The sequence below is a fragment of the Bifidobacterium hapali genome (assembly GCF_002259755.1).
Taxonomy (GTDB): Bacteria; Actinomycetota; Actinomycetes; order Actinomycetales; family Bifidobacteriaceae; genus Bifidobacterium; species Bifidobacterium hapali.
This window is the reverse complement of record NZ_MWWY01000025.1, coordinates 167,892-193,981: the sequence shown is the minus strand read 5'-3', so window position 1 is coordinate 193,981 and position 26,090 is coordinate 167,892. Positions and strand designations below refer to the sequence as shown.

The 26,090-nt window shown below is 52.8% G+C and carries 22 protein-coding genes and 3 pseudogenes; 18 read left to right on the top strand and 7 right to left on the bottom strand.

The genetic code is table 11. The annotated features are described in order from the left end of the window. The 6 genes and pseudogenes from istB to BHAP_RS11475 form a co-directional block, all read left to right on the top strand. A pseudogene (gene istB / locus BHAP_RS06980) lies at positions 1-652 on the top strand (IS21-like element helper ATPase IstB); the annotation flags it as partial. A gap of 429 nt (positions 653-1,081) precedes the next feature. After that, positions 1,082-1,429: a hypothetical protein gene (locus tag BHAP_RS06975; RefSeq protein ID WP_094730008.1), complete on the top strand. Its 348-nt coding sequence runs from the start codon at positions 1,082-1,084 to the stop codon at positions 1,427-1,429. 1,044 nt (positions 1,430-2,473) lie between these two features. Beyond that, positions 2,474-2,737, top strand: a pseudogene (locus BHAP_RS06965) (transposase); the annotation flags it as partial. Positions 2,738-2,779: 42 nt separating this feature from the next. Next, a pseudogene (locus BHAP_RS12140) lies at positions 2,780-3,721 on the top strand (GH25 family lysozyme); the annotation flags it as partial. Positions 3,722-3,799: 78 nt separating this feature from the next. Further along, positions 3,800-4,069, top strand: coding sequence for a hypothetical protein (locus BHAP_RS06955; RefSeq protein ID WP_094730007.1), 270 nt, complete (start codon positions 3,800-3,802; stop codon positions 4,067-4,069). Positions 4,070-4,137: 68 nt separating this feature from the next. Further along, entirely contained in the window at positions 4,138-5,187 is a 1,050-nt protein-coding gene (locus tag BHAP_RS11475; RefSeq protein WP_143248755.1) for a BstXI family restriction endonuclease, read from the top strand. On the opposite strand, the gene BHAP_RS06950 is transcribed toward BHAP_RS11475, so the two are convergent. Next, entirely contained in the window at positions 5,145-6,251 is a 1,107-nt protein-coding gene (locus BHAP_RS06950; RefSeq protein WP_094730006.1) for a DNA-methyltransferase, read from the bottom strand. The genes BHAP_RS11475 and BHAP_RS06950 overlap by 43 nt on opposite strands. Positions 6,252-6,534: 283 nt before the next feature. On the opposite strand from BHAP_RS06950, the gene BHAP_RS06945 reads away from it, so the two are divergent. Next, positions 6,535-8,310 carry a hypothetical protein gene (locus tag BHAP_RS06945; protein WP_094730005.1) on the top strand — a complete coding sequence of 592 codons (1,776 nt, stop codon included), beginning with the start codon at positions 6,535-6,537 and terminating at the stop codon, positions 8,308-8,310. A gap of 674 nt (positions 8,311-8,984) precedes the next feature. On the opposite strand, the gene BHAP_RS06940 is transcribed toward BHAP_RS06945, so the two are convergent. Then, positions 8,985-9,656 (bottom strand): SIMPL domain-containing protein, encoded by a 672-nt coding sequence (locus BHAP_RS06940; protein ID WP_158216448.1) that lies wholly within the window; start codon positions 9,654-9,656, stop codon positions 8,985-8,987. Positions 9,657-10,033: 377 nt separating this feature from the next. Here BHAP_RS06940 and BHAP_RS06935 point away from each other — a divergent pair, with 377 nt between their 5' ends. Continuing rightward, positions 10,034-10,414, top strand: a complete 381-nt coding sequence (locus BHAP_RS06935; RefSeq protein ID WP_094730003.1) for a hypothetical protein — start codon at positions 10,034-10,036, stop codon at positions 10,412-10,414. 210 nt (positions 10,415-10,624) lie between these two features. On the opposite strand, the gene BHAP_RS06930 is transcribed toward BHAP_RS06935, so the two are convergent. Further along, on the bottom strand, positions 10,625-11,053 hold the full coding sequence (locus tag BHAP_RS06930) for a winged helix-turn-helix transcriptional regulator (RefSeq protein ID WP_158216447.1): 429 nt from the start codon (positions 11,051-11,053) through the stop codon (positions 10,625-10,627). Positions 11,054-11,221: 168 nt separating this feature from the next. Between BHAP_RS06930 and BHAP_RS06925 the strand changes: the two genes are divergently transcribed. Both BHAP_RS06925 and BHAP_RS06920 read left to right on the top strand, forming a co-directional pair. After that, positions 11,222-11,695 carry a MerR family transcriptional regulator gene (locus BHAP_RS06925; RefSeq protein ID WP_094730001.1) on the top strand — a complete coding sequence of 158 codons (474 nt, stop codon included), beginning with the start codon at positions 11,222-11,224 and terminating at the stop codon, positions 11,693-11,695. A 51-nt stretch (positions 11,696-11,746) separates the two neighbouring features. Continuing rightward, entirely contained in the window at positions 11,747-12,517 is a 771-nt protein-coding gene (locus BHAP_RS06920) for a carboxymuconolactone decarboxylase family protein (RefSeq protein ID WP_094730000.1), read from the top strand. A 74-nt stretch (positions 12,518-12,591) separates the two neighbouring features. Here BHAP_RS06920 and BHAP_RS06915 read toward each other — a convergent pair whose 3' ends face one another. Together BHAP_RS06915 and BHAP_RS06910 are read right to left on the bottom strand one after the other, a co-directional pair. Continuing rightward, positions 12,592-13,725, bottom strand: a complete 1,134-nt coding sequence (locus BHAP_RS06915; RefSeq protein WP_094729999.1) for a 5-methyltetrahydropteroyltriglutamate--homocysteine S-methyltransferase — start codon at positions 13,723-13,725, stop codon at positions 12,592-12,594. Between the two features lie 63 nt (positions 13,726-13,788). After that, positions 13,789-15,390: an ABC-F family ATP-binding cassette domain-containing protein gene (locus BHAP_RS06910; protein WP_094729998.1), complete on the bottom strand. Its 1,602-nt coding sequence runs from the start codon at positions 15,388-15,390 to the stop codon at positions 13,789-13,791. Positions 15,391-15,615: 225 nt separating this feature from the next. Here BHAP_RS06910 and pcp point away from each other — a divergent pair, with 225 nt between their 5' ends. Together pcp and BHAP_RS06900 are read left to right on the top strand one after the other, a co-directional pair. Beyond that, on the top strand, positions 15,616-16,266 hold the full coding sequence (gene pcp / locus BHAP_RS06905; protein ID WP_094730023.1) for a pyroglutamyl-peptidase I: 651 nt from the start codon (positions 15,616-15,618) through the stop codon (positions 16,264-16,266). Between the two features lie 243 nt (positions 16,267-16,509). Next, the gene (locus BHAP_RS06900) at positions 16,510-17,328 is read left to right on the top strand and encodes a M15 family metallopeptidase (RefSeq protein WP_244569331.1); all 819 of its coding nucleotides are present in this window, start codon (positions 16,510-16,512) and stop codon (positions 17,326-17,328) included. Here the strand turns inward: BHAP_RS06900 and BHAP_RS06895 are convergent. Both BHAP_RS06895 and BHAP_RS06890 read right to left on the bottom strand, forming a co-directional pair. Then, on the bottom strand, positions 17,303-18,793 hold the full coding sequence (locus BHAP_RS06895; protein WP_094729997.1) for a sensor histidine kinase: 1,491 nt from the start codon (positions 18,791-18,793) through the stop codon (positions 17,303-17,305). The genes BHAP_RS06900 and BHAP_RS06895 overlap by 26 nt on opposite strands. Next, complete coding sequence (locus tag BHAP_RS06890; protein WP_094729996.1) at positions 18,790-19,461, bottom strand: response regulator transcription factor; 672 nt, start codon at positions 19,459-19,461, stop codon at positions 18,790-18,792. Before BHAP_RS06890 ends, BHAP_RS06895 begins: the two co-directional genes overlap by 4 nt. Positions 19,462-19,633: 172 nt before the next feature. Between BHAP_RS06890 and BHAP_RS06885 the strand changes: the two genes are divergently transcribed. The 6 genes from BHAP_RS06885 (at position 19,634) to BHAP_RS06860 (ending at position 26,089) form a co-directional block, all read left to right on the top strand. Continuing rightward, the gene (locus BHAP_RS06885) at positions 19,634-20,464 is read left to right on the top strand and encodes a hypothetical protein (RefSeq protein ID WP_094729995.1); all 831 of its coding nucleotides are present in this window, start codon (positions 19,634-19,636) and stop codon (positions 20,462-20,464) included. Between the two features lie 80 nt (positions 20,465-20,544). Continuing rightward, positions 20,545-21,669 carry a peptidoglycan-binding domain-containing protein gene (locus BHAP_RS06880; RefSeq protein WP_094729994.1) on the top strand — a complete coding sequence of 375 codons (1,125 nt, stop codon included), beginning with the start codon at positions 20,545-20,547 and terminating at the stop codon, positions 21,667-21,669. Beyond that, positions 21,666-22,364 carry an ABC transporter ATP-binding protein gene (locus BHAP_RS06875; RefSeq protein WP_094729993.1) on the top strand — a complete coding sequence of 233 codons (699 nt, stop codon included), beginning with the start codon at positions 21,666-21,668 and terminating at the stop codon, positions 22,362-22,364. The genes BHAP_RS06880 and BHAP_RS06875 overlap by 4 nt, the downstream gene beginning before the upstream one ends. Continuing rightward, positions 22,361-23,578, top strand: a complete 1,218-nt coding sequence (locus BHAP_RS06870; RefSeq protein ID WP_094729992.1) for an ABC transporter permease — start codon at positions 22,361-22,363, stop codon at positions 23,576-23,578. Before BHAP_RS06875 ends, BHAP_RS06870 begins: the two co-directional genes overlap by 4 nt. Before the next feature lie 78 nt (positions 23,579-23,656). After that, positions 23,657-25,177 (top strand): DUF3375 domain-containing protein, encoded by a 1,521-nt coding sequence (locus BHAP_RS06865; RefSeq protein WP_094729991.1) that lies wholly within the window; start codon positions 23,657-23,659, stop codon positions 25,175-25,177. Between the two features lie 9 nt (positions 25,178-25,186). Continuing rightward, positions 25,187-26,089: a DUF4194 domain-containing protein gene (locus tag BHAP_RS06860; RefSeq protein WP_094729990.1), complete on the top strand. Its 903-nt coding sequence runs from the start codon at positions 25,187-25,189 to the stop codon at positions 26,087-26,089. Position 26,090 lies beyond the last annotated feature (1 nt).

Below are 26,090 nucleotides of genomic sequence, written 5' to 3'. Positions count from 1 at the left end.
CGCCGAGGCGACACCCAACCAGCTCGAATTCATCGCACACTGGTTCACCGCGGAACTCGACTCACGAGAGCAATCCAAACGAGCCCGCCTCCTCAAACAGGCCGGGTTCCCCGCCGACAAGACCCTCGACGGCTACGACTGGACCAACCTGAACATGCCCGCCGACTGGGGGCGAACCCAATTGGAGAGCCTCGAGTTCATCAGTCGATGTGAGGACCTCGTGCTCTACGGGCCCGTCGGGGTCGGCAAAAGCCATCTCGCGATCGCGATCGGCAGGCTCGCCTGCGCCAAGGGCATACCGGTCCGGTTCTTCACCGCGACCGGACTACTCATGCGCCTGCGCCGCGCCCAACAGGACAACCGGCTCGACCGGGAGCTCGCGGGCATCGGCAAAGCACGCCTCCTGATCATCGACGAGTTCGGCTACCTGCCCATCGACGAGGAAGGCAGCCGCCTCCTCTTCCAGATCATCAGCGACAGCTACGAGACAAGGAGCATCATCTACACCACCAACATCGAATTCTCGGGATGGGGACGCATTCTCGGCGACAAGAACATGGCCGCCGCCCTCATCGACCGCACCGTCCACCACGGACGACTCATCAGATTCGAGGGCCACTCCTACCGCAGCCAACACGCCCTCATGACCAAACAACACAACAACACACGCAGACAGGCAGTGGCCGATACCGCACACAATGCGGAAAACCCGCTGCCTACACTGCGGAAAAACACTGCTCAAAACGCGGACACCAACTTGACAAAACACAGCATGAGGAAGAACCTCGGCGAGGATTCGTTCCGGCGCGAGGGCTTGGGCGTGTGGGACGAGACCACCACGGTGAGCGTCATCGACCCCGAACTGTGGCGGAACGGCGAAGTGAGCGAGCGCATGGATGGCGGTGTGACGTCGTTCGGGTTGGACATGCCGCCCGACCGCAGCGCGTTGGCCGTCGGCGCGTGCATGAAGTATGCGGACGGTTCGGCCCACGTGGAGTTGGCGGAGTACCGGGACACGCATCGTGATGGCGTGGCGTGGGCGGCGGATTGGATCAAGGCGCGGTAGTCGCGTACGGCGTGTGTGGCGATCGACGCGCAGTCGCCGGCCATGGTGCTGCTGCCTGAGTTGAAGGCGCGGCGCGTGCCGGTGAAGGTCGTGACCGCCAACGAGATGGGTCAGGCGTGCGGGCGCATGCTCGACCTGATCCAGGCCGGCATGCTGCGTCATCTGCCCGACGCGGATCAGCCGCAGTTGGCGAAGGCGGTGGCGAACGTGACCACGAGGCCGATCGGGCGCGGCGGCGCGTTCGGGTGGAACAAGACGGGCAATGACATCGACATCAGTCCCTTGGTGGCCGTGACCGTCGCCGCGCAGGGCGCGTGGACGACACGACGCAGACCGGGACGCAGACAGAAGGTAATGAGATAGCGAGGTGGCTTATGGCTGACGAGGGCATTTTCTCCAGTGCGTTGAAGCGCCCGCTCGACATCACCTCGTTCGGCGCCACCCGTATCGCAGGCGTCGCCGACGACGACATGCCCCTTATCAGGACGTTGATGAAGGTGTGGCGGCAGCGGTATCCGAGGAACCTGATCCGTACGGGCTATTACGGGGCGAAGGAGGGGTTCAAGGACTTCGGCATCTCGATTCCGGATCGTATCAAGGCGAACGTGAGCGCGTGCATCGGCTGGCCCGCCAAGGCCGTCCGCTCGTTGGCCGACCTGACCGTGTTCGACGGATGGACCTACCCGAACGGCGAGGACGTGTATGGGCTTGACGAGCTGACCGACATGAACGCCCTCCAAATGGCGGTACCGCAGACCGTGGTGTCCTCGTACACACATGGGTGCGCGTTCCTCACCCTCACCAGCGACCCCGACAGTGGTGATCTGCTGGTGACGCCGCGTTCGGCGGAATGGTCCGCCGCCCTCTGGGACGGCAGACGCAACCGGCTGGCCACCGCGCTGACGATCAACGACGCGACATCGAAGGGTCGCGTCACCGCGTTCAACGTGTTCCTTCCCGGCGTCGTCTATCAGGTCACTAGAGATCTGTATGGCGGTTGGACGGCGGAACGGTATGAGACCTTCTGGCCGGAGCCGACGGTGGTGCCGTTGGTCAGCGACCCGCAGCTGTCGAAGCCGCTGGGCTGTTCGCGGATCACGCGTCCGGTGATGGCGTTGACCGATATGGGCTTTAGGACGCTGGTGCGTATGGAGGCCAGCGCGGAGTTCTACGCGGTGCCGAAGCTGTGGTTCCTCGGCATGGACGAGGATGCGTTCAGCGCCGACACGTGGAGCTCGCTGGTGTCGTCGATCAATGCGATCAGCAAGGACGAGGACGGCGACAGCCCTTCGTTGCAGCAGATCAGTCAGGCGTCGATGCAGCCCCACTCGGACATGCTGAAGACGATCGCGTTGGTGGTCGCGTCGGACACGGATCTTCCCGTGGATTCGCTCGGCATCACCTTGGACAATCGAATCATTGAACTATCAGTTGAGGAAGGTCAGCCGCAACCGCAGCCAGTTCCCCAACGACCAGGCCGTCGTCAAGCTCCTGTGGCTCGCGATCTGCGACATAGAGGACAAAAGGGCCAGACAACGGGAGAAGACCGGGAAAGGCAAACGCCATAAAGGCGAATGCCGTCTCATCGAGGGGCGGGTCACCACCAACTGGAAACAGGCCCTGGCCCAACTCGCCGCCGCGTATCCCGAACGCATGGAACCATACCTCTAAAAACAAAAACAAAACCCCAAACACAAACAATTTGACAAGCTCGCCGACTACGATTTCGCCGTCGTCAAGGCCACGCAGGGCACCGGCTTCACCAACGGGTACATGACCAGTCAGGCGCAATGCGTGCGGCAGCGGGGCAAGAGCCTCGGCTTCTACCACTACGCAGGCGGCGGCAACGCCACGGCCGAAGCCGATTACTTCGTGAACACCATCCGCCCATACCTAGGCAGCGCGGTGCTTGTGCTCGACTGGGAAAGCTACCAGAACAGCGCATGGGGCGACTCCAACTGGATCCGCGTGTTCGTCAACCGCGTGCACGCGCGCACCGGGGTATGGCCACTCGTCTACACGAGCGCCGCATACCTGTGGCAGATCCCGAGTGACGTGAGGGCGCGCTGCGGCCTGTGGGTCGCCCAGTACGCCAACAACACCACCACCGGCTACCAGACGCGTCCATGGAACTACGGACGCTACGGCGAGGCCATGCGACAGTACACGTCCAACGGGCGCATCAGCGGATACGCCGGACCATTGGACCTCAACTACTTCCGCGGTGACGCCACGCAGTGGAACAAGTACGCCAACCCCAACGGCCACACCACCGCGCCCGCGCCGACACCCGCGCCGAAGCCGAACACCCCCGCGCCGCAGCCGTCCCGGCCGAACGCCGACAACGGGGTCAGCGTTGTGGTGCGTTCCGGCGACACGATCAGCGGCATCGCCGCCCGCACCGGACTATGGCCCGTGACCGCATGGAGCGTGCCCAGCGGGAACATCAACAGGATCTGGCCCGGCCAGACCGTCACCTACCGAGGGAGCGGCACGCCGTCCGCGAATACCGGCACCGGCACGCGGATCCATGTCGTCAAGCGCGGCGAGACGCTGAGCGGTATCTTCGGCGCATCCGGCTGGCAGCGCGTCGCCCAGCTCAACAACCTCGCCAATCCGAACCTCATCTATCCCGGACAGCAGCTGCGCTACTAGTCGCCGCCCGATCGCGGCCTTCGGCACCACGCCGGAGGCCGCATCATCTATACCCAAACAAACTCAAGGAGAACAAGCATGGATATTTCCGCAGCGACCACCCTCGCCGCAGGCATCGTCGCCCTCGTCGCGCCCGCACTCGTGCAGGCGTTCAAGAAGTACATCCCCACCGAATACGTGGGCCTGACCAGCCTCGGCGTCAGCGTCCTGCTCGGCGTCGTCGCCATCGCCGCCACCAACGGCTTCCACGGCTACGGCTGGGGCATCGTCCTCACCGGCGTCATCGGCGTCGCCCAAGCCGTCTACACGCTCGTGAACCAGGCGTTGGGCGGCAAACTATCCAAGTAGCAGAGAATTACCCGCAGTAGAGTCGTGTCCCATCTGAGGAAACAGATAATCTCCTATATACTCTGAGTATGAGTACAAGACGTCTTAAGAAGTTACCTCTACTGATCGATAGGAAGATATACAAAACCGGCCAGACACGAGGCGCAAGCAATAGCGAAATATACCAGAACCGGGTTTCAAGAAACTCAACCGTCTTGATCCCATATAGCCAGTGGAGTGCTTGCAGACATCCATATAGTGATGCAGATGAATACGAAAATGGGTCTATTGTTCTAATAGACCCTGAATGGTACTTCACTAAAGTTAATGCAGATCAGGTACTGCTCCAAGAAGGAATTGTACTGGGAGACAACGCTGTTCTCTTGTATCTTCGGCGTGGCCAATGGAGTCGCTATGGGGCGCAATACTACGGCACTGGTGTTCTTCCCAATGGCAAACCATTCAGTGCTCCGACCAGTAGAACTAGTCCGATTGGCGGAACGGTATTAGCTCGCGTCCATGGCACCACCGCAGATGCCGATAACGCAAGAGTCTATATTGGTTATAACGAAACTAACCTGCGCGGGGCAGGAATCCGCGTTTATGAGTACGCTTCTTCCACAATCATCAATGATGTCAAGACGCAGTTAGAAGCCCTTTATTGGATGTGCCCAGGAGCGGTTGAAACCGCAATATCTGAAACAATGTCTAGACAAGAAGCTCTTGAACGTCGCCAAAGAATCATGCAGAAAGCGAGTGAGCGCAATCTGCTTGACCTTGATAGACTAGCTAACATCAGGGCGATAAATCCCGAACATGTGACGATATGTCCGCTCTGCCTTCAGCCCATTCAAGCTAATGAGTTCTTGCAACGCGAAGAACAAGCTGAAGGCAGAGAAACTTGGGATCTAACGATAACCGAGGTAAGTCTATTCCATATCGAAGAGCTGCGCGTCGGCAGTCTGCAACATAGGCCGTATAACCTTGGTTGGGGCCATCATTTTTGCAATGTAGTTGTTAAAGATGCCGGCATTAAAAGCACTCTTGAATGGATGACGAGGGTTCTTGTTCGGAATCACATAGATACTAGGAAATCTCAATCAAACAATGAAAGCTCACTGACATTGTTCGACTTTTGAGCTATTTCCCTCACTGACGGATTGTGGATGTCATCGGATGCTGCTTCAATGTCATCCACAATCCGCTTTATCCACTTGTCTTCAATTTCCATGGATACAGATCTTCTGCCAAGCTTAAGTGCAGCAATGGCAGTGGAACCAGATCCAGCAAAACAATCAAGCACCGTGTCATTGCAATAAGTTGAAGCTCGAATGATATGCTCAAGCATATTTACCGGTTTTTCCGCAGGATGCTTGCCCTTAAAAGGACGCACGCTCGGAAAATCCCATACGTCCGTATATTCCACATCATTGCTAAGCGACATCGGTCGAACAACATCTTGATAAGTAGGCATTGCATCAATCTTGCCGGTTGATATTAGAGCATCGCACATTTTATTGTATTGTTCTTCGCTCGGTATATTTCTACCTGCTTCCCAGTTGGCCACAGCACCACCGTGATTGACCTTTCCATATGCTCCGGTCACTTCAGTGAGTTCATGCATAGATATGCCACATTTTTTTCGCATATCTCGGAGAAACTCGCCAAAGGGAGAGCGGCGTGATGCTTCCATTGTCCCGTATTGCCCATGCTCAAAAACAAGTATTCTTTCCGAATGCGGATACCAAGATCTTAGTGACTCTTTTTTTGCCTTTCCTTTCCATCCATCAAATCCCGGCTCATTAGGCTTAGTCCATACGACATGTGCTATTGGGCGAAAATAATGCGACATCATGACTTCTAGACGGGCAGACATGCGAGAAGAACAAAAGACGTACAATGTTCCATTGGACCGCAGGACTCGTTGCCATTCTCGTGTATATTTTTCAATCCACTCGATAAAGGCCTCATCTTCACGAAAAGCCCTGTCGTTTACAATGTTGGCTTTTTTGGTTGAATGATATGGTGGGTCGGTCAAGATTAACGAGACGGAGTCGTCGGGCATTTGCCTAACCAGACTGAGAGAATCTCCGTGAGCGACAACAGTGCGGTCGGAAGCGTAAACAGCCCAATCTGCTAAGGACTGCTTAATTGCATCAAACGCCTCATCCTTGGTGGGGTGAACTACTGGGCTCTTGCTCACTTGTGAATCTCCAATCCGTCCAGACTTCGGAACCAGCTAATACTAGCGTTCAGCAAAGTCGAAGTGGGGTTCCCGGCATCTGCTGCCTAAAAACGATGTCTGCCAAGGCTGCATCCCCACGTAACTACCTTATCTTAGAACATATGTTCTAAGGAGTGCGGCTCGGTGGAGGCACGATGGAACGCGTCGCCTGCGGCGCAAGTGGCGCGTTGAAGCCAAAGCTCCCTATGCTAGAGCTGCATGATAACGGGTAACTCTCGACATTTCAAGAAACGAGGTTCGCATGGTAGATCCTATTCCGTGGGGGAACTTGTCCGGAGAGGATATGGAGACGCTGCTTGCTGTTTTCATATGCAAGCAGCGTCGTGATGCTAATCGCGTTCGTCCTGCGTCCGGTGACAATGGGATAGATCTTCAGGTGAAGAACGATGATGGCACTTATGATGTTTATCAGGTGAAGAAGTTTGCCCATAATCTTAAGACAAGCCAGAAGAGCCAGATTAGGAAGTCCCTGAAGTCTCTGAACAATTATATCCGGGAAACCGGATTTAAGGTGACGAACTGGTATCTGGTCCTGCCATTGGACGCGACTCCACAGAATCAGAAGTGGTTCGCGGAAATAACAGATGATTTGCCGTATCACTGTGCTTGGATTGGTCTATCTAACATTCAGGCTTGGGCTACCGACATGCCCGAGGTCTATGACTATTTTCATGGGAACGGCATGCGCGAAGTGCAGAAGCTTGTCCATGAATTTATCGACGCTGCTCATGTAGACGATTTGCATGATGATGGAGCTTTGCGATCGAAGTTCCATTCGATTTGTGACATGTTGGAAGACCGTGATCCCAATTATGCCTATACCGTGAATATCGCCAGCAAGTTCGACGAGCACTCATATTTTATTACGAGGCCGAATCTTGTTTTCTCGTTTATCGAAAAGCGGCCTGACGGGTCGTCGATCACGATTGATGTAATCGCGAAATATAAGGAAGCGACTTCATTTGCAGGGATAACCTTCCCTGTGCAGTTCGTACCGCAAAACCAAGAACAGCGTGAACGGCTTGAGTCGTTCAAAAAGTATGGGACTTCACTTGCTGATTTTCCAGTCCAACTCACGAACGTCAGTAATGTTCCGTTTCTGAGGGACGCTCTGACCGATACACAGGTACAATCTTGCCGAGCCTTCATTCTTCCGCAGAATGAAGGAAATGAACTAGATCTTATCCTTTCTTCGCCTTCTGCTTCCGCGTCAATCAAACAAGTCGAGCGTACTCATGGAATTGAAGGCGGCGCCCAATGGACTGGCGAGGATGAAAGCGGGTGTCTGCGAATCCAACTCATTTTTGATGGTGATGAAACTACGACAGTCAAAATGAACTTCACTATCAAAAATATAGAGGGTAAATCTGTTAATAAAGTCAGGGACGCCATAACAGTTTGTCATGAGCTGTCTCAGGGATTGGCTTTCAACCTTCATTCACCTGATGGAGAAGTGTTCCTGCCTATTGACAACCTACCGGACAATCAGCTTCCTGATTTTACACAACTGCAAGAAATTGCCCAACTGTACACTGAGCTCCAGCAGCATTCTGCATCAGAGATCTTGTTCCCAGAGCTCAACGAAATCAGAGACTCCGACATCCAGAACAGCATTATTGCACTGGCTCTATTGGAGCATAAAGATGCTTATACCTTCCACAAGTGGGATGGCATGTCCTTCACCCTTAATTCGGGTATGTCAATACGCAGAGTAACCTTCCCATCCTGTATTCGTGGAGTCAGTCGTCTTATTGTCCATGTGGGTAAACAGAAAATCTTCCTTGGACACTGTCAGTGGATTGCCAATGTCTCTGGGTGCAAAACAATTTCCGAGAAGACTGGGGAATACAAGTTGCTGCCGATGGATGGAATCAACGGCATGGTAGCTAAACAGATTGTTACTTCAACCGCCATGGTCCGAAAATACGAAGCGCAGGTATTCTTCGGCGATGTAATTGATTTCTCGAACATCACTTTGATCCCCCTTGATGAAAGCGAAGGTGGAGATAAGGGCTGAGTAGACACATCCCGAGTCAAACGTGCGAATAACTATACCCGGATTGATTCATGCGAGGCTGTTCCTCAGTCATTTACTTGCTCTAACTGCACGATAAGGCTCGCCATCGTGTCTGCGCCCCAGACACGATTCAGACACGATGGCCTCCGAAAACAGCGAAATCAGCGGCAATCAACGAACATCCCCAGTAGCCCGAAAACCGCGTCATATCAACGAAAACGAGACCAACGAAGCTCACAATAATTAACGAAACATCCCATAAACCGAACAAGGGGTCGCGGGTTCAAATCCCGCTGGTCCGACCAGAAAGCCCGGAATTTCAACGATTCCGGGCTTTTCTATTATCGTCTGAACCGCCTTTTTGGCCCTCCAGACACGATTCAGACACGATTTTCGGACACGACCAGACACGACGACCATGCGACACGCCTCAAATTAAGCCATTTTCAAGCGGTCGCCCGGCGACTTTCCCGGCTCTTCCAAGGCGACTTTTCACAACTTCTCCATACCGTGTCTGGCCTCTTCCCATTTGCGTCGCCGTACCGAGTAGATGTCCTGGTTGTAGTAGGCGGCCTTCTGCTCCACCTGTCTGCGGGCTTCCTCGTCCTTGCCCCACCATCGTTAGACTGTTTGTGTTTCGATGTTGGTTCACAGATATGGGTCCATCCCAAGGTTCACTGCAACGTCCAGATGCAATCCACCTGACATGAGATGCGAACGGGTTCGGGGATGAACTCCGGGGCTTCCGCTTCATCCGGAACACCGGCAAATCCAGTCGGCGCATATATGCGATCATCCCAGTAGCTTAGTCCACCCCTGCTGAAGTTGTGCTCAATAGATGCGATGGGACCAAGTTCAGCGCCAGATGCTTTGGCAAGTATCTCCGCGTTCTTCTTGGCTTCCTGCACAGCGTATTCCAGTAGCGAATTACGCGCCGGCGTTTCGTCAGCGATGCCGAAATACATGTCGAAGGTGACTGCGGAACCGCAATCAGACAATGCTAGCCAGATCGGCGCAGCTTTGTCTAACTGCGACGTGGTGACGACGATTTTGCCGGAATATTCGTATCCCTCGATCACGGTTTTGGCATAGTAGTAGTCGTTCTTGCTTTTCTTGTAATATAGGCGTTCAGTGTGTGGGCGGAGTGTGAATCGTCTGGTGGAGATGTCAGAATCCGGTACTCCCGCTTTCGCGAGTTCGTCACGGACGTGGGCAAGATTAGTGTTGTACGCCTTGGAACACTCCTCCTTCGTGTCCAAACTTTCCTCAATGGTTACAGTCACAGTAAGCTGATCCGGATCGAAGGTTCCTTCGACACTTGACCCGATCTTTACGGTACGTTCCACGACAACTCCTTTGTTCTGCGGCAATCAATACAACATCAGACTATCCATCGCGTCAGACTGCACGAGTGAGAATTGACAACAATTATCGAAGTTAGTTTGCGGTAACTTTCCCTAATATCTGGAAAAATAGATGCTCTGTAACTATTAGAGTGTCAAACAAAAGCCGCAAAAACGCAAAGCAGATAATGAGATATTGCTAACCAAGTTATAGGCCATCCTAGTATGTTGATAACATTTGCATTTCTGTTGCACTTGATAATAGGAATGCAGCAGAGTAGACAGGTCATATGAGAAGGCGATAGAACGGTTGAGACAAAACTTGCGCCTCAGTCGTACCGCTCTGTATGGCGCATAGTGTGAGCGGAGGCGAGCAAACGATGGCTGTGAAAAGAACGGTAATACGTGTTGCCTTCGATGATGAGCTTGAAGCCGCACGATTTCTCCAGTCATGTCGGCGTAAAGGACTTGATGCAGCGCGCGAAGATGCGCGACCTATGGGCGATGTAAAACGCAACGGTCCTGAACTGGCATCGTGGTTGCAAACCCATGCTGGATGGCATGTGGTGCTTGAGTCTGCGAATCGTCGTGCCGCGTGGTCTGCAGCATGGAAGATTCGACACGGCGAACGTCGTGGGTTTGAAAGTCTTCTGTATGATGCACGTACGGCTAGTCGTAATGGTACGTGGATTGTAGAAGCACGATATAAAGGTCGTGCTGTCAAGTCCGATGACGGGAACGGCATGGACCCGCTTTTCTGATTGATCTAATTATGAATGTAAAAGTGTAAATACAGTTCCGCCCTGTAATGTTATGCACTGAGCGATGATACGCAAGAATTCAATGTATGGGAATGTCTAGTACAACATCGGTGTGGATATTGCAGCTTGCTGTAATAGTGCTCTGTTACGTCTTAAGGCCCGTGTTCATGAATTTGCATCATGAGCACGGGCCTTAAGACGTATTAATCATCAGTTGATATCAATGTCATCATGAGCGGAATGATTATTACGCGCATCTTGCATCATAAAAAATCGTGCTGCGTTAGCCTCGCCTTGGGCAAGCGCTGTAGCCTCTTCATGATGTGTGCGTGCCCAAGTGTGCAGTGCGTAGACGGGAGCGACTGCGCTCTGACCAACTTCGGTCAATGAATACACGGTTTCTCCACCTTGAGAACGGCCGTTAGCTAGTATTGAGATAACACCTTCGCGCTGCATATGATTTAATGTTGATTCGATGACTCTGCGAGGAACGTATTGGAAACGTTGACAAATTGCGTTGACATTCATTGGACCATTATTGAGCTGTTCGATAATTAATATCGCCCATCTGCTTGATACAGCATCTAACAAGTCGAAATATAATTGTTGTCGTACACGCAATTGTGTATGGAAAGGCATCGTCACCATCCTTCGTTTGTGTGCCGATGCAAAAACCACAGCATGGCGCAAAAAGTAGTCAAAACAGAATTCGAATGTACTCCGGCCCGCGGTCATTAACGCTGCAACGTAGTATTATCGCGTGTCGCGGTTTTACTTAGAGTGCTTGAAGTTCTTAGAGTACCAATTATGAAGACCGAGATTACTTGGCATACGATACGTGAAGCATCGATGATATCGGGATTACCTGAGTCGACGCTACGTTACTATGAACAGATTGGTATCATTGATCCCATTGCTCGTGACCCGAGTTCTGGTCATCGTGCGTACACTGATGCTGATCTTGAATCAATTTCCATTGTCTCTTGTCTTGCAGCTACTGGCATGCCGCTTGCGCCGATGCGTGAATATTTGAAGAATCGTTTCGATGGCCCGCAAGGTGCTGCACGACAGGTTGAACTGTTAGATGCGCAGTCGTTACGTTTAGCAGCTAAGGCGGAAAGTATCCGCATGCAGCAGGCTTATGTATCGTTCAAAACGTTGTATTGGCGGGCTATTGCTGAGGGGCGAGCTAAGGATGCTGAGCAGTTGCTTGAAGAAAACCGGGATATTGTGGAGCGCATTAAGCGACTTCCCACGGCTGATACAACGGTTGATCGGTAACGGAACATCAGAGAATACCAGCAGAGATTATGTAAGGAGCAAGTGACGGTTATGTTTGAATCATTACGTAATGCAGCGACTACGTTCTGGAATAGTGACAGAACGTTAGCTGAAACTGATCCAGAGTTTGTTGAGCTGTTTTCCAACTTCGCATATGATCAGGTGATTCGGGAACCGGCAGCACATCATCCTGATCTTGATGATGCGGCACGTGCGATGGCTATTCTTGCTACGTTAATCGGTTGCCAAGGACTTGACGAGTATGCGCTTATGGTGCCGGTTGCATTGGATGCAGGCGTTAGTCCGATTGCTGTGAAAGAGATTGTGTATCAGTCGGTTGCTTATCTTGGGCTTGGTCGAGTGCTGCCATTCCTCAAGAAAACGAATGAGATTTTTGCGGCAAAGAATATCGCACTGCCGCTTGCACCGCAGTCGACTACGACACCTGAGACCCGCGCAAGTGCGGGGGAGCAGGCGCAGATTGATATTTTCGGTGAGCATATGCGTGGGTTTGCTCAGTCTGGTCCTGAGGAGACTCGTCACATCAACAAGTGGTTAGCTGATAACTGTTTTGGCGACTATTACACACGCGGCGGTCTTGATTATCGTCAACGTGAGATGATCACACTGTGTTTTCTTGCTGCACAAGGCGGTTGCGAACCACAGTTAACCGCGCACGCTAGTGCAAACATGAGGACTGGTAACAGCAAGCTATTCCTCATTGCAGTGATATCGCAATGCATGCCGTATATCGGCTATCCTCGTACACTCAATGCGATTCGCTGCATCAACGAAGCCGCCTCAGCCCGGGCCGATAATTAGTACAGGGAAGTTATATGAGTGTTGCTGTGACTCCCTTGTCAAGGGAAGTCACAGCAACAAAAAATAGGAATCGCTTAGTCTTCGCCCCATACGTCTTGTGCAATGGAACGCACGAGCGCGATCTTTGCCCACTGCTGTTCTTCGGTGAGCTTGTTGCCTTCCTCAGTCGAAGCGAAACCGCATTGCGTTGACAGGCAGAGTCGGTCGAGCGGCAGAATCTGAGCTGCCTCAGCAATACGTGCCTTAATAACTTCAGGATCTTCGAGTTCAGGCTTCTTTGACGTGATTAGACCGAGCACAACTTTTTTGTCGCCAGATACCTTAGCGAGCGGCGCGAAATCACCGGAACGATCATCGTCGAACTCAAGATAGTATGCGGATACGTTCTCTTTGCCAAACAATTCGTCAGCCACAACCGCATATCCACCAGCTGAAGCCCATGTCGAATGGTAGTTACCACGACAATCGTGCGTAGTGATCACCAAATCTGCTGGCAGGTCTGCAATCGCAGCGTTATTCATTGCGGCATACTGTTCCTGCATTGCTTGGAATTCTTCAGCCGAGTAGTGGCTGTTGAAGTTCGGATCGCAGAACATGCCCCACGTGCAGTCGTCAAGTTGTACGTTGCGGCAACCGGCTTCATACAAGGCAAGAATCAAGTTGCGGAATGCGGCAGCCGTATCATGAGCAAGCTGATCGTACGCTGCCTGATCATTACCGTAGAACTTGTGTATAGACTCGATATTTTCCGGGCGGAACAGTTCAGCATACAGCTGTGAAGGGGAGGGGATGGTCTGGCGTGCGACGACTGTATCATCCTCAAATTGCTTGACGAAACGGAAGTGATCAACAAACGGGTGAGTATCGTCGAACGCAATTCGGCCAGACAGTCGAGCAGATTCGGCGCGTGTTACTTCATCATGGAATACGTAGCCCTGATCAATAGCAACTTTTTCAACGCCAGCAAAACCCCACATACAGTCGAGATGCCACCAGCCACGGCGAAACTCGCCGTCAGTGATCACATGCAGACCAGCAGCTTTCTGCTTCGCGATCAGTTCAGTGATGCAGCGGTCTTCAACAGTTTTGAGCGCAACGGCGTCAATGCGGCCAGCTTCACAATCTGCACGAGCAGTTTTCAGCTCAGCAGGGCGAAGATAGCTGCCGACTACGTCAGCACGGAATGGTGCGTTGTGTACGTATGCCATTGATGGTTCTCCTTTAGTTGATGGCATTGGACAACAGGTAATGTGCACAAATTGATGGTGAGACTATTCTTCAGCGACGAGTTCTAGATACGAGTCATTCCATAGGTCTTCGTCACCGTCAGGCATGAGTAGTACACGTTCAGGATGAAGTGCCTGTACTGCACCTTCATCGTGGGTGACGAGTACGATCGCGCCCTCATATTTAGCGATGGCTTTGAGGATCTCATCGCGTGAGGCCGGGTCGAGATTATTCGTTGGCTCGTCAAGCAACAACACATTCGCGCGCGAAGTCACTAGGGTAGCGAGCGCAAGTCGTGTTTTCTCGCCACCGGAGAGTACTCGCGCGGGCTTTAACGCATCATCGCCCGAGAATAGGAATGAACCGAGAATGGAACGTGCTTGCGTATCGTTCAACTCTGGTGCAACGTGTGTCAGGTTTTCGAGTACGGTCGCGTTGAGATCGAGCGTGTCATGTTCCTGCGCAAAATAGCCGATTTTGCAGCCATGCCCGTATTCAACTACACCTGTATCTGGCTGATCGATATGGGCAAGCAGTCGCAGTGTAGTGGTTTTACCGGCACCGTTATAGCCGAGAATGACTACGCGCGAACCTTTGTCTACTGCGAGGTTCACGCCAGCGAACACGATGTTTGAGCCGAATGCTTTGGAAATATCCTTTGCCATAATCGGTGTTTTGCCGCAAGGCGCAGGTTCAGGGAAACGAATGTCGGCTACTTTCTCTTTCTTTTCGGCTTCGCTGGTTTCGCTGAGCAGTTTTTCAGCGCGTCGCATCATGTTTTGTGCTGCTACGGCTTTCGTTGCTTTTGCGTGCAAGCGAATGCCTTGCTTCATGAGTCGTTCCGCTTTCTTTTCTGCGACTTCACGTTCGCGGCGGCGTCGTTCCTCATCTACAACTCGCTGATGTAAGTATGCTTTCCAGCCGAGTGAATACATGTCGATTTGCCCTAATTGAGCGTCGAGATGCCACACTTTGTTGACGACTTCATCGAGCAGTTCAGTAGAGTGAGAGATGACGAGGAATCCACCTTCAAATCGTTTGAGGAATCCACGCAACCATTCGATTGAATCCGCATCCAAATGGTTGGTCGGTTCGTCAAGAATTAACGTGTCCGCGTCAGAGAACAGAATACGTGCCAACTCGATACGACGTCGTTGACCGCCAGAAAGTGTGCCCAATTCTCGGCTCATCACATCGTGTGGCAAGCCTAAGCTGTCAGCCATTGCAATAGCTTCGGACTGTGCTGCATAGCCGCCAGCTTTGTCAAAATCTTGCATGATTTTGTCGTACCGGTTCATAGCACGCGTCATCACATCTGGATCAGGATCGGTCATTTCCTTTTCGCATTTGCGCATGCGTGTGATGATGGTTGCAATATCGCGTGCGCTCATGAGTCGATCAAGCGCGGTTTGTGTTTGATCTGCCGCATGCGTATCCTGTGGCAGATAACCGAGTTTGCCGGAAACGCGCACTTTACCAGCGGTGGGCAGCAAATCGCCGGTGATCACACGCGTCAACGTTGTTTTACCAGCGCCGTTGCGTCCTACAAGTCCGATCTTGTCGCCTTTGGCCACATGAAAATCAGTTGCGTGCAATAGTGTGCGCGCACCGATCTGAATTTCGAGTCCTTGCGCTTCGATGGCCATGACTTGCCTGCCTGTCCTTCTGTTCGTCCGTCGTCGTATGCAGCGATCCAGTTGATGCTGGTTACTATCGCCGCTCGCATTCGTATTGCTCGCGCGTACCTGCACTGAGCATAATCCAACCATCCACTATAGCGAATAGGTGCCGATCGAATGGCAACGACGACACGACCGCGGTATGCTGTCCGCAATAGTGGACGTGTAAGTTCGCAAGGAGGACGATGCATGATGTCTAGGAAGATTCTCGTTACTGGATTTGACCCGTTCGGTGGAGAGTTGGTTAATCCTGCGTTTGAAGCAGTGCGATTACTGCCGGATGAGATTGCTGGAGTTTCAGTAGTAAAGCTTGAAATTCCAACGGTTTTTACACGTAGTGCGAAGATTGTTGAAGAGACTATGGACCGTGAACGACCTGATTTTGTATTGTGCATTGGTCAAGCTGGTGGCCGGTCTGCGATTACGGTGGAAAAAGTTGCGATTAACCTTGCTGAAGCACGCATTCCTGATAATGATGGCGAACAGCCATGTGATGCGCCACTTCGTGCTGATGGTGACACTGCCTATTTTGCTTCGCTACCGGTGAAGGCTATGGTGAAGAATATCAATGACCACGGTATTCCAGCGTTCCTGTCATATACGGCTGGCACTTACGTGTGCAATGCGATTATGTACAACGTGCTGTACTTGATTGACCGCAAGTTCCCTAGTGCCAAGGGTGGGTTTATTCATGTACCGTATGCGGTTGAACAAGGTGTTGGCAAACCAAACGGTACGCCGGTCATGGAGATTGCAACGATGGCTAAAGCTATTGAGTGTGCGATTGAGACGGCGGTGACTGTTGATATGGATGCGAGTGACATTATGGGCGAAACCCATTGATAATCTGTATGTGACAGATTCACCCTTAAGGGTTATTTGCTGGTAATCATCCTGAAGAATCAGGGTTTCTTCATCCCTTTGACGGATAGCTATGCACCGCGTTGTTTTCTACGATACACAGTATCGGAAGAAGTTAACGGTTATCATTGGCCACATTTCACGCGCGGAACGCTAACGGTAGCGTTCACACGTGAAAGGTCGGAAGGGACGGGCATCATGTCGAGCATCATGAATGAACCTATCGTGAGCGCACGAACGAGTATTGACGCTCGTGGCACGGTCAAATCAAGCAAGGGTGCTAACAACACAAATGGCATAGGCACAAGCAGCAACAGGGGAGCGGTGCGTAGTTTTGTCCAATATCGTTACGCGCGCATGGCGAAAGCTATAGCACAGCTGACGGTTGTAGCTCTTATCGCTGGAGCTCTTCTTGTCGGTACCCTGTTCGGCCTTGGCCGTATTGCTCATATCGGTCCGTTTACGCCGGGCACGCCACAAGCTGCATATGATCCGCAGTCGTGGAATCTTATTGTCGTCAACCGTTGGCATCGCATTCCTGATGACTATCCTCAGCCTGAACTTACAAAGCTGGCTAACGGACAGGAGGTTGACTCACGTATATACCCTGATTTGCAGCGGATGTTCGATGCTATGCGTGCGGATGGGTTGAATCCTGAAGTAACGGCCGGTTACCGTACGCATGATATGCAACAGCAGATTATGAACGATAAAATATTCTTGTATAAAAATCAGGGCATGAGCGTGAAGGATGCTACTGCGCAAGCGGAAACATTAGTTGCGATTCCGGGCACCAGTGAGCATGAGATCGGTCTTGCGGTTGATCTTAACGCGGTTGGTGCTTCGGATGCGGATGCCAATCAACGTGTGTACGACTGGTTGGCGGCGAACGCATGGCAATACGGGTTTATTCTGCGCTACCCGGATGGCAAATCTGATGTTACCGGCAACCAATTTGAGCCGTGGCATTACCGATATGTTGGCCGTGACGCCGCTCAGGCTATTCACGAGTCTGGTATTACTCTTGAAGAGTATCAACACTAATTGCAGCGCGGAATGTACTTGCTGAGGGCCTCGACAGTGTCAGTTGCGTGCCCATCGCATCGCAAGCTGCAGCGGCGATAGATAGGCCAAGTCCAACACCTGGCACTGCACTGATACGTGAGTGCTCGCCTCGATGGAATGGTTGCATGAGCTCGGTCAAATCATCGGGCAGTGTTTCGTTGGTGGTATTCGTTACTGTCAGTGTTACATGATGATGCTCATTCGCAATCGTAACGTCAACGGACCCGCCGTCGGTGTTGTGTACGACGGCGTTGCGTATGAGATTGCCGACTGCTAAGTCAAGGAGTGTCGCATCGGCAGTAAGCGTGGTGATCGGCAGATTATCAGCGTGAATAGTGATGTGGCGTTCTACTGCGTTGTCTTGGACATCGTCGATTGCGTGGGTTACACAATCGTTCAGACAAGCGGATGGTGATGTTGTAACAGTATCAGATTGTGCCTGTTGTGCGTTGATAGTGCCACTTTGGATACGTGAGAGTGTGAGTAATGCTTGCACAAGCTGAGCTCCGCGTCGATTAGCGGCGAGCGCACGACGTACCGACGGTTCTACATCAGCAGGGAAGCGGCCTTGAGCAAGTGGTGCGTCGAGATTGGTTTCGACGGCGGCGATTGGCGTGCGTAGTTCGTGCGATGCGTTCGAGACGAATCGTCGTTCAGCTTCGGATGCGTGTTGGATGCGTTCGAGCATGCCGTTGATCGCATTGCCGAGTTGCGTGACTTCGATGGATTGTCCGGCACGTGTATGTTTGCTGCCATTCACATCGATACGCGTATCGAGTTTGCTTGGATCAAGCGCGGCTGCTTGATCACTGATGGATTTGAGTTGACGAGACATGCGTGATGTGACGAGCCAAATAACAAGCACACTGACTGCACCGAAGAGTATGAAAATAACAGCGGCACTGATACGTAACCCGTTGGTGACGGTGTCTTGATTCCATATGGAGATGCCGTATGGTGTGGTGATGGTGAATGAGCCGTCTTTGCCCCAATCCACATGATAGTTGTCGTCTGTCGGCGTTGTTGTGTTGCCGGTTGCGCTGCCATTCGCGTTGCTGGAAGTATTGTTTGAAGTTCCATTTGCATGTTCGCTTTGTGGACTGCTGCCGAAGGTTGTGGTTGACCCGGCACCCAGATCAACTGGTGTATCTCCTTTGACTACTCCGTTACTTTCCATCGTGATGCCGCCGGTTACTTGCCGGTTGGTGGTGATGGTCATTGCATAGGAGAACATGCCGTTAACGATGGCGGTTTGTACGGTAGTTGCTGAGCCGATTGCTATTAAAAAGACGATACTGATTGCCACAGTGAGTTGCGCGCGAAATGATTTCGGTGTCAGTCGCATAATGGCATGTGAGCATACGCGAGTGGCACAATCCCATATGCGGCCCAGCACATGGTGCGCATGAGGGTGATGTTGTTCTGGTTTGGTGTTCGTAGTCATTGCAGACGGTATCCTTCCCCTCTAGTTGATACGATCACATCGCGATCGTCGAGTTTGCGCCGCAGTGAGTACACCGTGGTTTTAATCACGTCAGCCGGCTCGCTTGCTGTTGCATCATCCCAAACGCTGTCATACAGTTCGTGAATGGTCACGTATCCGCCGTCTGCACGCATGAGTTCTAACAGCACGCCATACTCTTTCGGTGTGAGTTTGACGAGCGTACGACCTTGATTGCGAAATACCAGACGTCGTGTTGTATCAAGCGTAATATCGCCGCGAGTAAGCACCGCTGCAGTCGCAGTACTATTTCCTGAACGACGTTGCACAGCGCGGATACGCGCAAGCAGTTCAGGATACGCGAACGGTTTGGTTATATAATCATCCGCACCTAAATCAAGTCCGCTGACTCGATCGCCAATCTCAGCAGCGGCAGTAAGCATAATCACGGCAACGGGAATACGGTTTGCAGCAATCGTTGTCATGACCGCGTCCCCTGACAATACTGGCAAATCCCGATCAAGGAGCACGATATCGATCGTCTGATCGGCAAGCGCTTGTAATGCTTCGGTGCCCGTCGCCGCTAACAGTGTTGCGTAGCCTTCGTAGCGTAGCGCATCATCTAATGCGGCCGCGAGTTCTCGGTCATCTTCGACGATCAGAATGCGCATACTGTTGTCTCCCTTGTACGTGCCGTGACTCGGATAACCTACTTATTATCTCCTTTTTATCCTGCGACAAGGTGGGTAATGCGAAAGTAATGCACTATCCCACCGACACGCCACGCACCACACCGTTGAATAGATACTGGCCGATATCTACCAATGCGTAAGGAGATCCACGATGGTCGCACATGCCGCTATATTTCGCCGTTTACTGAGTACTGCTACTGTTTGCGGACTATGCATAGTTACGCTCGCCGCTTGTTCAACGCCACTAACCAGTACTACTGGTGACACAACATCAACCAATGCTGCCAAGCCAAATACAAACAGCACGGACAACAACGTCAGTGATACGGCCAAACGATTCGTCGCTTGCCTGACTGAGAAAGGGTTTGATGCGCAATTATCTGCGTCTGTACTTGACTCATCCGGACATGGTACTAAAGATACGGCTGAACTGCGCATGTTGGACGCGTCTGGCAATCCGGTCGAAGTGGGCGGGGATTCCGATGGTGCGTCGATCAGTTCAGATTCGACGAGCTCATTCCAACAGTTATATCCGGCTGCCGTATACACGACTGTTGACGATAACGGTGCATGGGTTACCTTCCAAGATTCGTCTGGACTTGCTGGCACACCGTATGCGAACAAGCAAGCCGATTATGCAGCGTGCGAGCAAGCGAATCCTGAATTCACTCAGCCAGTGCAAGGCGATACGCAGCAGCATCAATACTCCGATATCGACAAGCAGGCTGCGCTTAACTTTGCGAAACAAGCGCGCGCACATGGCTACAACTGGGTTGAAGACCCGGCCAGTGATACGCCGACCACTATCATGATTCCGAAAACTGTTAGCGAAAGCGAACTGCGTCGTTTCTTCAAAGACTGCCCGACCGGTGGTGCGAATATCAGCTTCGGTTTTGGCGGCACTCCGGACGAATTCGGCTACGACTATACGAAAGTCATGGAAGAGATGTTGTCGGATGGTTCAGCGACCAGCGCACAGTGAATCATGATGACCGCAGTTTTCGCGCAATACATGTGGCGAAGCGCAGTCATATCACCGATGACGGTAAAGGAAACCGCAATATGACATTGACTCAAACAAGCACGCATCAATCCAGTCGTCGACGACATATCATCACGGTAATCATTGCAGTTGTTGTCGTCGGAGCATTGATCGTAACCGGCATCGTCACGCAACCGTGGACGCTGATCGGCCGTCTCAATACGACTCGGCAATCGTCGCAACAACAGGTTGACGTGACCACACTGCGCACGCAACCGGTGAGCAAAGGCGTACTGAACGCGCAAACGAAACTCAGCGCGAGTCTGCAATATGATGCGGCATCAGATTTCGCTGCTGCGACCGGTATCATCACACAGTTACCAGTTGCTGGCAAGCAGATCAACATCGGTGAACACGTGTATGAAATGGATGGTGTTCCTGTACCACTTTTCCGCGGTGAACGACCGTTCTGGCGAACATTGAACACGGATACAACAGATGGCCCTGACGTCAAGCAGCTCGAAGAGAATCTTGCCGAACTCGGTTTCTTCACCGGCACGCCAGACGCTCATTTCGACTGGTTAACTCGTGAGGCTGTTCGCCAATGGCAACGCTCCCTCGGCCTGACGGCAAATTCAGTGGATGGCGTATTCCAACCAGCTTCAGTAGCGGTAGTCCCGGCTACACCGATTCGTATTACCACAGTGAACGCAAAACTCGGCGCTTCCGGCGCCAGCCCAGCCAGTTACACCGGTACCGCACTGCATGTTGCAGCCACGCTCACCGCTACACAGGCTGCCACGTTCAAAGCTGGCGATGCAGCGCAAGTCGTCCTGCCGGACAATACGACGATCGACACAACATTGTCCGCTGTCGATCAAGGAGGACAGGCGACCGGTAAAGACGGCCAAGTCACCTCACCATCGGCGCGCATCGACTTTCCTGACCAATCTAAAGTTGCCGCGTTCGGCGCAACATCAGTCAACCTGATCATTCCCAATGCATCCGCTACGGCAACCAGTGAAACGCTGATCGTACCAGTAACCGCGCTTGTTGCGAGCGCAGGCAACTCGTACGCGGTTGACGTCGTACGAGGAGAGCGACTCGAACGTATTGCGGTCGAGATCGGATTAGTCGCGAACGCACAAGTACAACTGACTAAAGCAGACGGGTTGAACGTTGGCGATAAGGTGGTGGTGTCGTGACTGATGACGCACTGCTTGCCTTAGATCACGTAACGAAAGCGTTTGCCGGCCAAGAAATACTGCATCCAACAACTTTATCCATTGCCCGAGGTGAACGCGTGGCAATTGTTGGACCATCAGGCTCGGGTAAATCAACGCTCCTGTCTTTGCTTGGCACGCTTGACATGCCAACATCCGGGTCGGTGTGCTACGACGGCGATGATATTGCGGCGATGAGTGAACGACAACGCAGCGCACTGCGTTCAACACGTATTGGTTTCATCTTCCAGCAGTTTCATTTAATTGCGACAGTGTCCGCATTAGACAATGTGATGACTGGATTGCAATACACGGCATTGCCGCGTAGTACTCGCCGTGATCGCGCAATCAATGCGCTCACGCAAGTGGGATTAGACCATCGGTTGCATCATCGTCCATCGCAATTATCCGGTGGCGAACAGCAACGTGTAGCTATTGCACGTGCGTTGGTCAAACATCCCGACATTATGTTCGCGGACGAACCGACCGGAGCACTCGACAGTGATACTGGACGCACGATTATGGACCTGCTGTTTGCAGCGAGCGACAATGGCGGTGCGAGCCTTGTCGTGGTTACCCATGACATGCATATCGCCGCACGGTTTCCACGACAATTACATATTCACGATGGGATTGTCAGCGAAGTCGTTGATCAGTATCAAGGAATTCAATCATGAGTAACCGTATCAGCGTGAGCAAGCCATTACATACTCGGTTGGCTGATCTTTTCCACACGGCATGGATTGGAGCAACTGGCCGCATCTCACGCACTATTCTTGCCTCATTGGGAATCGCGCTTGGCGTAGCCGCCTACGTAGCATTATCCGGTATCGCCGCATCCAATCAAGCGGCACTGCTCGCCAAGCTGGACGCACTCGGTGCGAATCTGCAAGTTGTTGCTCCCGGGCAAGATGCTGCTCGGCAAACCATTCCGTTGCCAAGCTACGCGCCTGAAACACTCGCACGTCAACCATCGGTCGAACAAGTCGGCGTGTTCTATACACCACCTGACAAAATGCAAGTGTTCAAAAACGATCTCGTACCTACAACCAACGGTAACGCGATCGCGGTAACCATCATGGCACCCCATGCACTCGATGCGCTCGGTGCAACATACGCACACGGGCATGGCATTGACCGCAATAACGAACACCTGCCGGTGGTTATTCTCGGTTCTGAAGCCGCATGGCGTCTCGGTATCACCAACGTTGGCGATCGCATCATCATCGATCATGAATGGTATGGAGTAATCGGCATTCTCGACCCGATGCCTCAAGCTGACACACTCAATACATCCGTGTTCATCGGGCATGCTTGGGCGCTCGCACACTATCCGGACCAAGCTGCTCGCATCGACAGCATTAAAGCCATATACGTGCGCACCACGCCCGGTGATACGGAACAGACACGGCGTATACTCGCCCACGCAGCCAACATTAGCGGTGGCAACGTGCTCGTCACCGCGTCCGCAGACCTGTCCAAAGCACGCAACACTACTGACGACTCACTGACCACACTGGGTTTGATGATCGGTATTATCGCGCTCGCAATTGGCGGTATGAGCATTGCTAATATGATGATCGTCACCGTAATGGAACGCCGTGGCGAAATCGGTTTGCGACGTGCGCTTGGTGCCACTGCAGGCAATATTCGCATGCAATTCGTGACGGAATCGGCTCTATTGTCTGCGTTTGGTGGATTTGCTGGTATTGCGATCGGTGTTGCGACAACGCTAAGCGTTGTGGCGGCGACTGGAATACCATTGGGTTTAGATTGGACAGCGTTGCCATTGGCTTGGTGTGCAGCGGTATGTGTTGGTATTATTGCCGGTCTCTACCCGGCTTCACGCGCCGCACGACTGACACCAACTGAAGCATTACGAAGCGAGTGAGACGCGGCGTGCTCCCGTATATGTGCTAGCGTCGAGTCGTTACTGTGGAAGCTAGCGTGGAAGATGTAAAGGAGCGGCATGGGCGATGTCAGACGGGAGATGGAACGGTTACGACCGGTCTACGAAACCGGAGTGCTTCGCCTGTTACTACGCCAAAACGCTAAACTGTATATCGCATTATTGCGTTCCGCATTCGACCCGTTAACCGGCGAGCTGCCGCGCGAAACCCTTGAGGAACGATTCTCACAAAGTCTGGTCATGCTCGCTAAAACCGGCGACTATACGCCTAAACTCGAGCAAACATATGCGCAAGCTGCGCATCAAATCCTTGTTGACTTAAGTCGAGAAGGCAACGGAGATTACGCGTGGCTTGCCAACTCACTTGATACCGCTTCGCACCGATTCCTGTACCGGCTCACTGCACGAGCACATCGGGCCATTGAAGCATTAAGCCGTCTAGAAGACGAAACTCGCACGCTATCAGGCGCGCAGGCCAACAGCATCATCATGGAAATCGAACATGCACGCATGCAGCTGACCGCCGATCCCGGCGAACGCGTTCGACTACTCAACCAAGAGATCAAAGAACGTAAGCAGGAAATCAAACGCATCCGGCAAGGTCAACAGCATGCTACGCTCAACGATGCTCAAGTCGAAGACGTCATCGCGGTTATTCACAACACCTTGCGCGGAGTACCCATCGATCTGCGCGAACTCGTGCTCGCCGAACGAGACAACGGCGATGCGCTACGCCGACGTATGCAAGCCGGAGACATGAGCGTTGACGAAATCCTCACCGCATACCACGACGAATATCGTCGCTCATTTCAAGAATCAGATTCCGGCCGTCGATTCAACGACGCATTCCAAGTCATCATCACCGACGAAGGTCGCCGACAAATCGACGACGCGCTTCGAGACATCGCCAAAACCCCATATCTGGCAGGCGAATCCGGTGCACTACTCGACCAAATCCGCGACGAACTCGCCCGCATCTATGACGGTTTGGAAGCCGTACGCCGTCAAATGCGCGTCTCGGATGAAGCTGTCAGTCGGCTCGTCCGCCAACAAACCGACACACGATACCGCACGATGCTCAGCACGTTAAACCAGCTCATCGTACAGCTCAACAATGATGCAAGAGCACATCCCAACGATGCATCACGACCATACGCCACCGGCAGTGCAGGCGCACAATTCGCTGCTTTACCAACCCGCCCCGCGCGATCAATGGCACGCGCCGTCACACCAGGACTGTCAGATACGCGCGCAACAGCAAACGACATGTCACCAGTTGATCTCACCGCCATGATCATCGGTGGAGGCCCACGACTCAAACGCATGGCAACCCTCATCCAGCGCAATCCGGTAACCCTTGCGGACGGTCGCATCGACATGGCCGCAAGCTTCAACCAACTCCCCGACGATGAACGCCGAGAAAGCGAACTCGTCGGCTTCTTAAGCGCCATGCCATGCGCAAACGGTAACGACAGTGCCACATGGCATTGCCTCTCCCTAGACGGACAGGCACGCGACTGGATAACACGACAAATACTGACCGACAGTCAAGAACTCGACAGGATCGCGAGGGAAGGATAAGACACGCCGATGCGACCAACAGACAACATCACTCAAGACGAGTCAACACGCGCACAAACAGCATCCGAGACGGCATCCAAGGCAGCATCCGTGCAACCAGCAGACTTGCCGAGCGCCGACCAGCAGAGCGCTGTCAACCCATACGCTCTCTTCGAAGGCGACAGCGGCGACATGACCGCCGACGCACGTCGAGCCGCAATCGCACTCAAACGCGAACGTTACATATCCGGCGACCTCTACGACATCGTGCTCGACAATCGTGACGCCGTCATCCGCTCCCTCAACAACGACCTACTCGAACTGGTCATCAACGAACGCTACCGCATCATGATCGCCATGCCCGTCACCGGTCCAGACATCACCTTGCGCGCACTCAAAACCCGTACCAGTCTCAAACGAGAGGAAGCAGCAACACTCGCCTTCCTACGCATCCGCGTACTCGAATACGAAAACGCGCGCGAAACAAGCGAACGATGGCTCGTCAGTTTTGAAGAAATCCGCGCGGCGCTCGCAACCGGTACCGGCTTTCTTGCGGGACGTAACGATGAGGAAACCGTACTCAAACAGGTTGGTGCAATCGTATCGGCCATGTGTACGTACGGATATCTTGAACGCACGACTGACGATGAGACAATGTATGTGATCACACCGCTCGTGCCAGTGGTTTTGGATCGTGAATTGGCTCGCGCATGGATGACGGTTGCTGATGAGGACGTGCAAGACATTGACGGGACCGTTGACAGTAATGCTCATCAGGATGCAAACGATGCAAGCATTGATGTCGATGACAGTGCCAATCGTGAGACGGCGTTCGCGGAACCGTTATTTGATGGCTTCGATGATGTTGATGATGCAACTGATACGGATGACATGAATAACACAGATGAAGTGGCTGATAGGGCAGGGCAGTGAC

What these genes read in the sequence shown, in the direction of transcription:
- BHAP_RS06885 (WP_094729995.1), top strand. Translation starts at nt 19,634, where the DNA reads ATGGTCGCACATGCCGCTATATTTCGCCGTTTACTGAGTACTGCTACT.
- BHAP_RS06915 (WP_094729999.1), bottom strand. Translation starts at nt 13,725, where the DNA reads ATGGCATACGTACACAACGCACCATTCCGTGCTGACGTAGTCGGCAGC.
- BHAP_RS06895 (WP_094729997.1), bottom strand. Translation starts at nt 18,793, where the DNA reads ATGACTACGAACACCAAACCAGAACAACATCACCCTCATGCGCACCAT.
- BHAP_RS06945 (WP_094730005.1), top strand. Translation starts at nt 6,535, where the DNA reads ATGGTAGATCCTATTCCGTGGGGGAACTTGTCCGGAGAGGATATGGAG.
- BHAP_RS06870 (WP_094729992.1), top strand. Translation starts at nt 22,361, where the DNA reads ATGAGTAACCGTATCAGCGTGAGCAAGCCATTACATACTCGGTTGGCT.
- BHAP_RS06925 (WP_094730001.1), top strand. Translation starts at nt 11,222, where the DNA reads ATGAAGACCGAGATTACTTGGCATACGATACGTGAAGCATCGATGATA.
- BHAP_RS06910 (WP_094729998.1), bottom strand. Translation starts at nt 15,390, where the DNA reads ATGGCCATCGAAGCGCAAGGACTCGAAATTCAGATCGGTGCGCGCACA.
- BHAP_RS06860 (WP_094729990.1), top strand. Translation starts at nt 25,187, where the DNA reads ATGCGACCAACAGACAACATCACTCAAGACGAGTCAACACGCGCACAA.
- BHAP_RS11475 (WP_143248755.1), top strand. Translation starts at nt 4,138, where the DNA reads ATGAGTACAAGACGTCTTAAGAAGTTACCTCTACTGATCGATAGGAAG.
- BHAP_RS06890 (WP_094729996.1), bottom strand. Translation starts at nt 19,461, where the DNA reads ATGCGCATTCTGATCGTCGAAGATGACCGAGAACTCGCGGCCGCATTA.
- pcp (WP_094730023.1), top strand. Translation starts at nt 15,616, where the DNA reads ATGTCTAGGAAGATTCTCGTTACTGGATTTGACCCGTTCGGTGGAGAG.
- BHAP_RS06880 (WP_094729994.1), top strand. Translation starts at nt 20,545, where the DNA reads ATGACATTGACTCAAACAAGCACGCATCAATCCAGTCGTCGACGACAT.
- BHAP_RS06920 (WP_094730000.1), top strand. Translation starts at nt 11,747, where the DNA reads ATGTTTGAATCATTACGTAATGCAGCGACTACGTTCTGGAATAGTGAC.
- BHAP_RS06930 (WP_158216447.1), bottom strand. Translation starts at nt 11,053, where the DNA reads ATGCCTTTCCATACACAATTGCGTGTACGACAACAATTATATTTCGAC.
- BHAP_RS06955 (WP_094730007.1), top strand. Translation starts at nt 3,800, where the DNA reads ATGGATATTTCCGCAGCGACCACCCTCGCCGCAGGCATCGTCGCCCTC.
- BHAP_RS06935 (WP_094730003.1), top strand. Translation starts at nt 10,034, where the DNA reads ATGGCTGTGAAAAGAACGGTAATACGTGTTGCCTTCGATGATGAGCTT.
- BHAP_RS06865 (WP_094729991.1), top strand. Translation starts at nt 23,657, where the DNA reads ATGGGCGATGTCAGACGGGAGATGGAACGGTTACGACCGGTCTACGAA.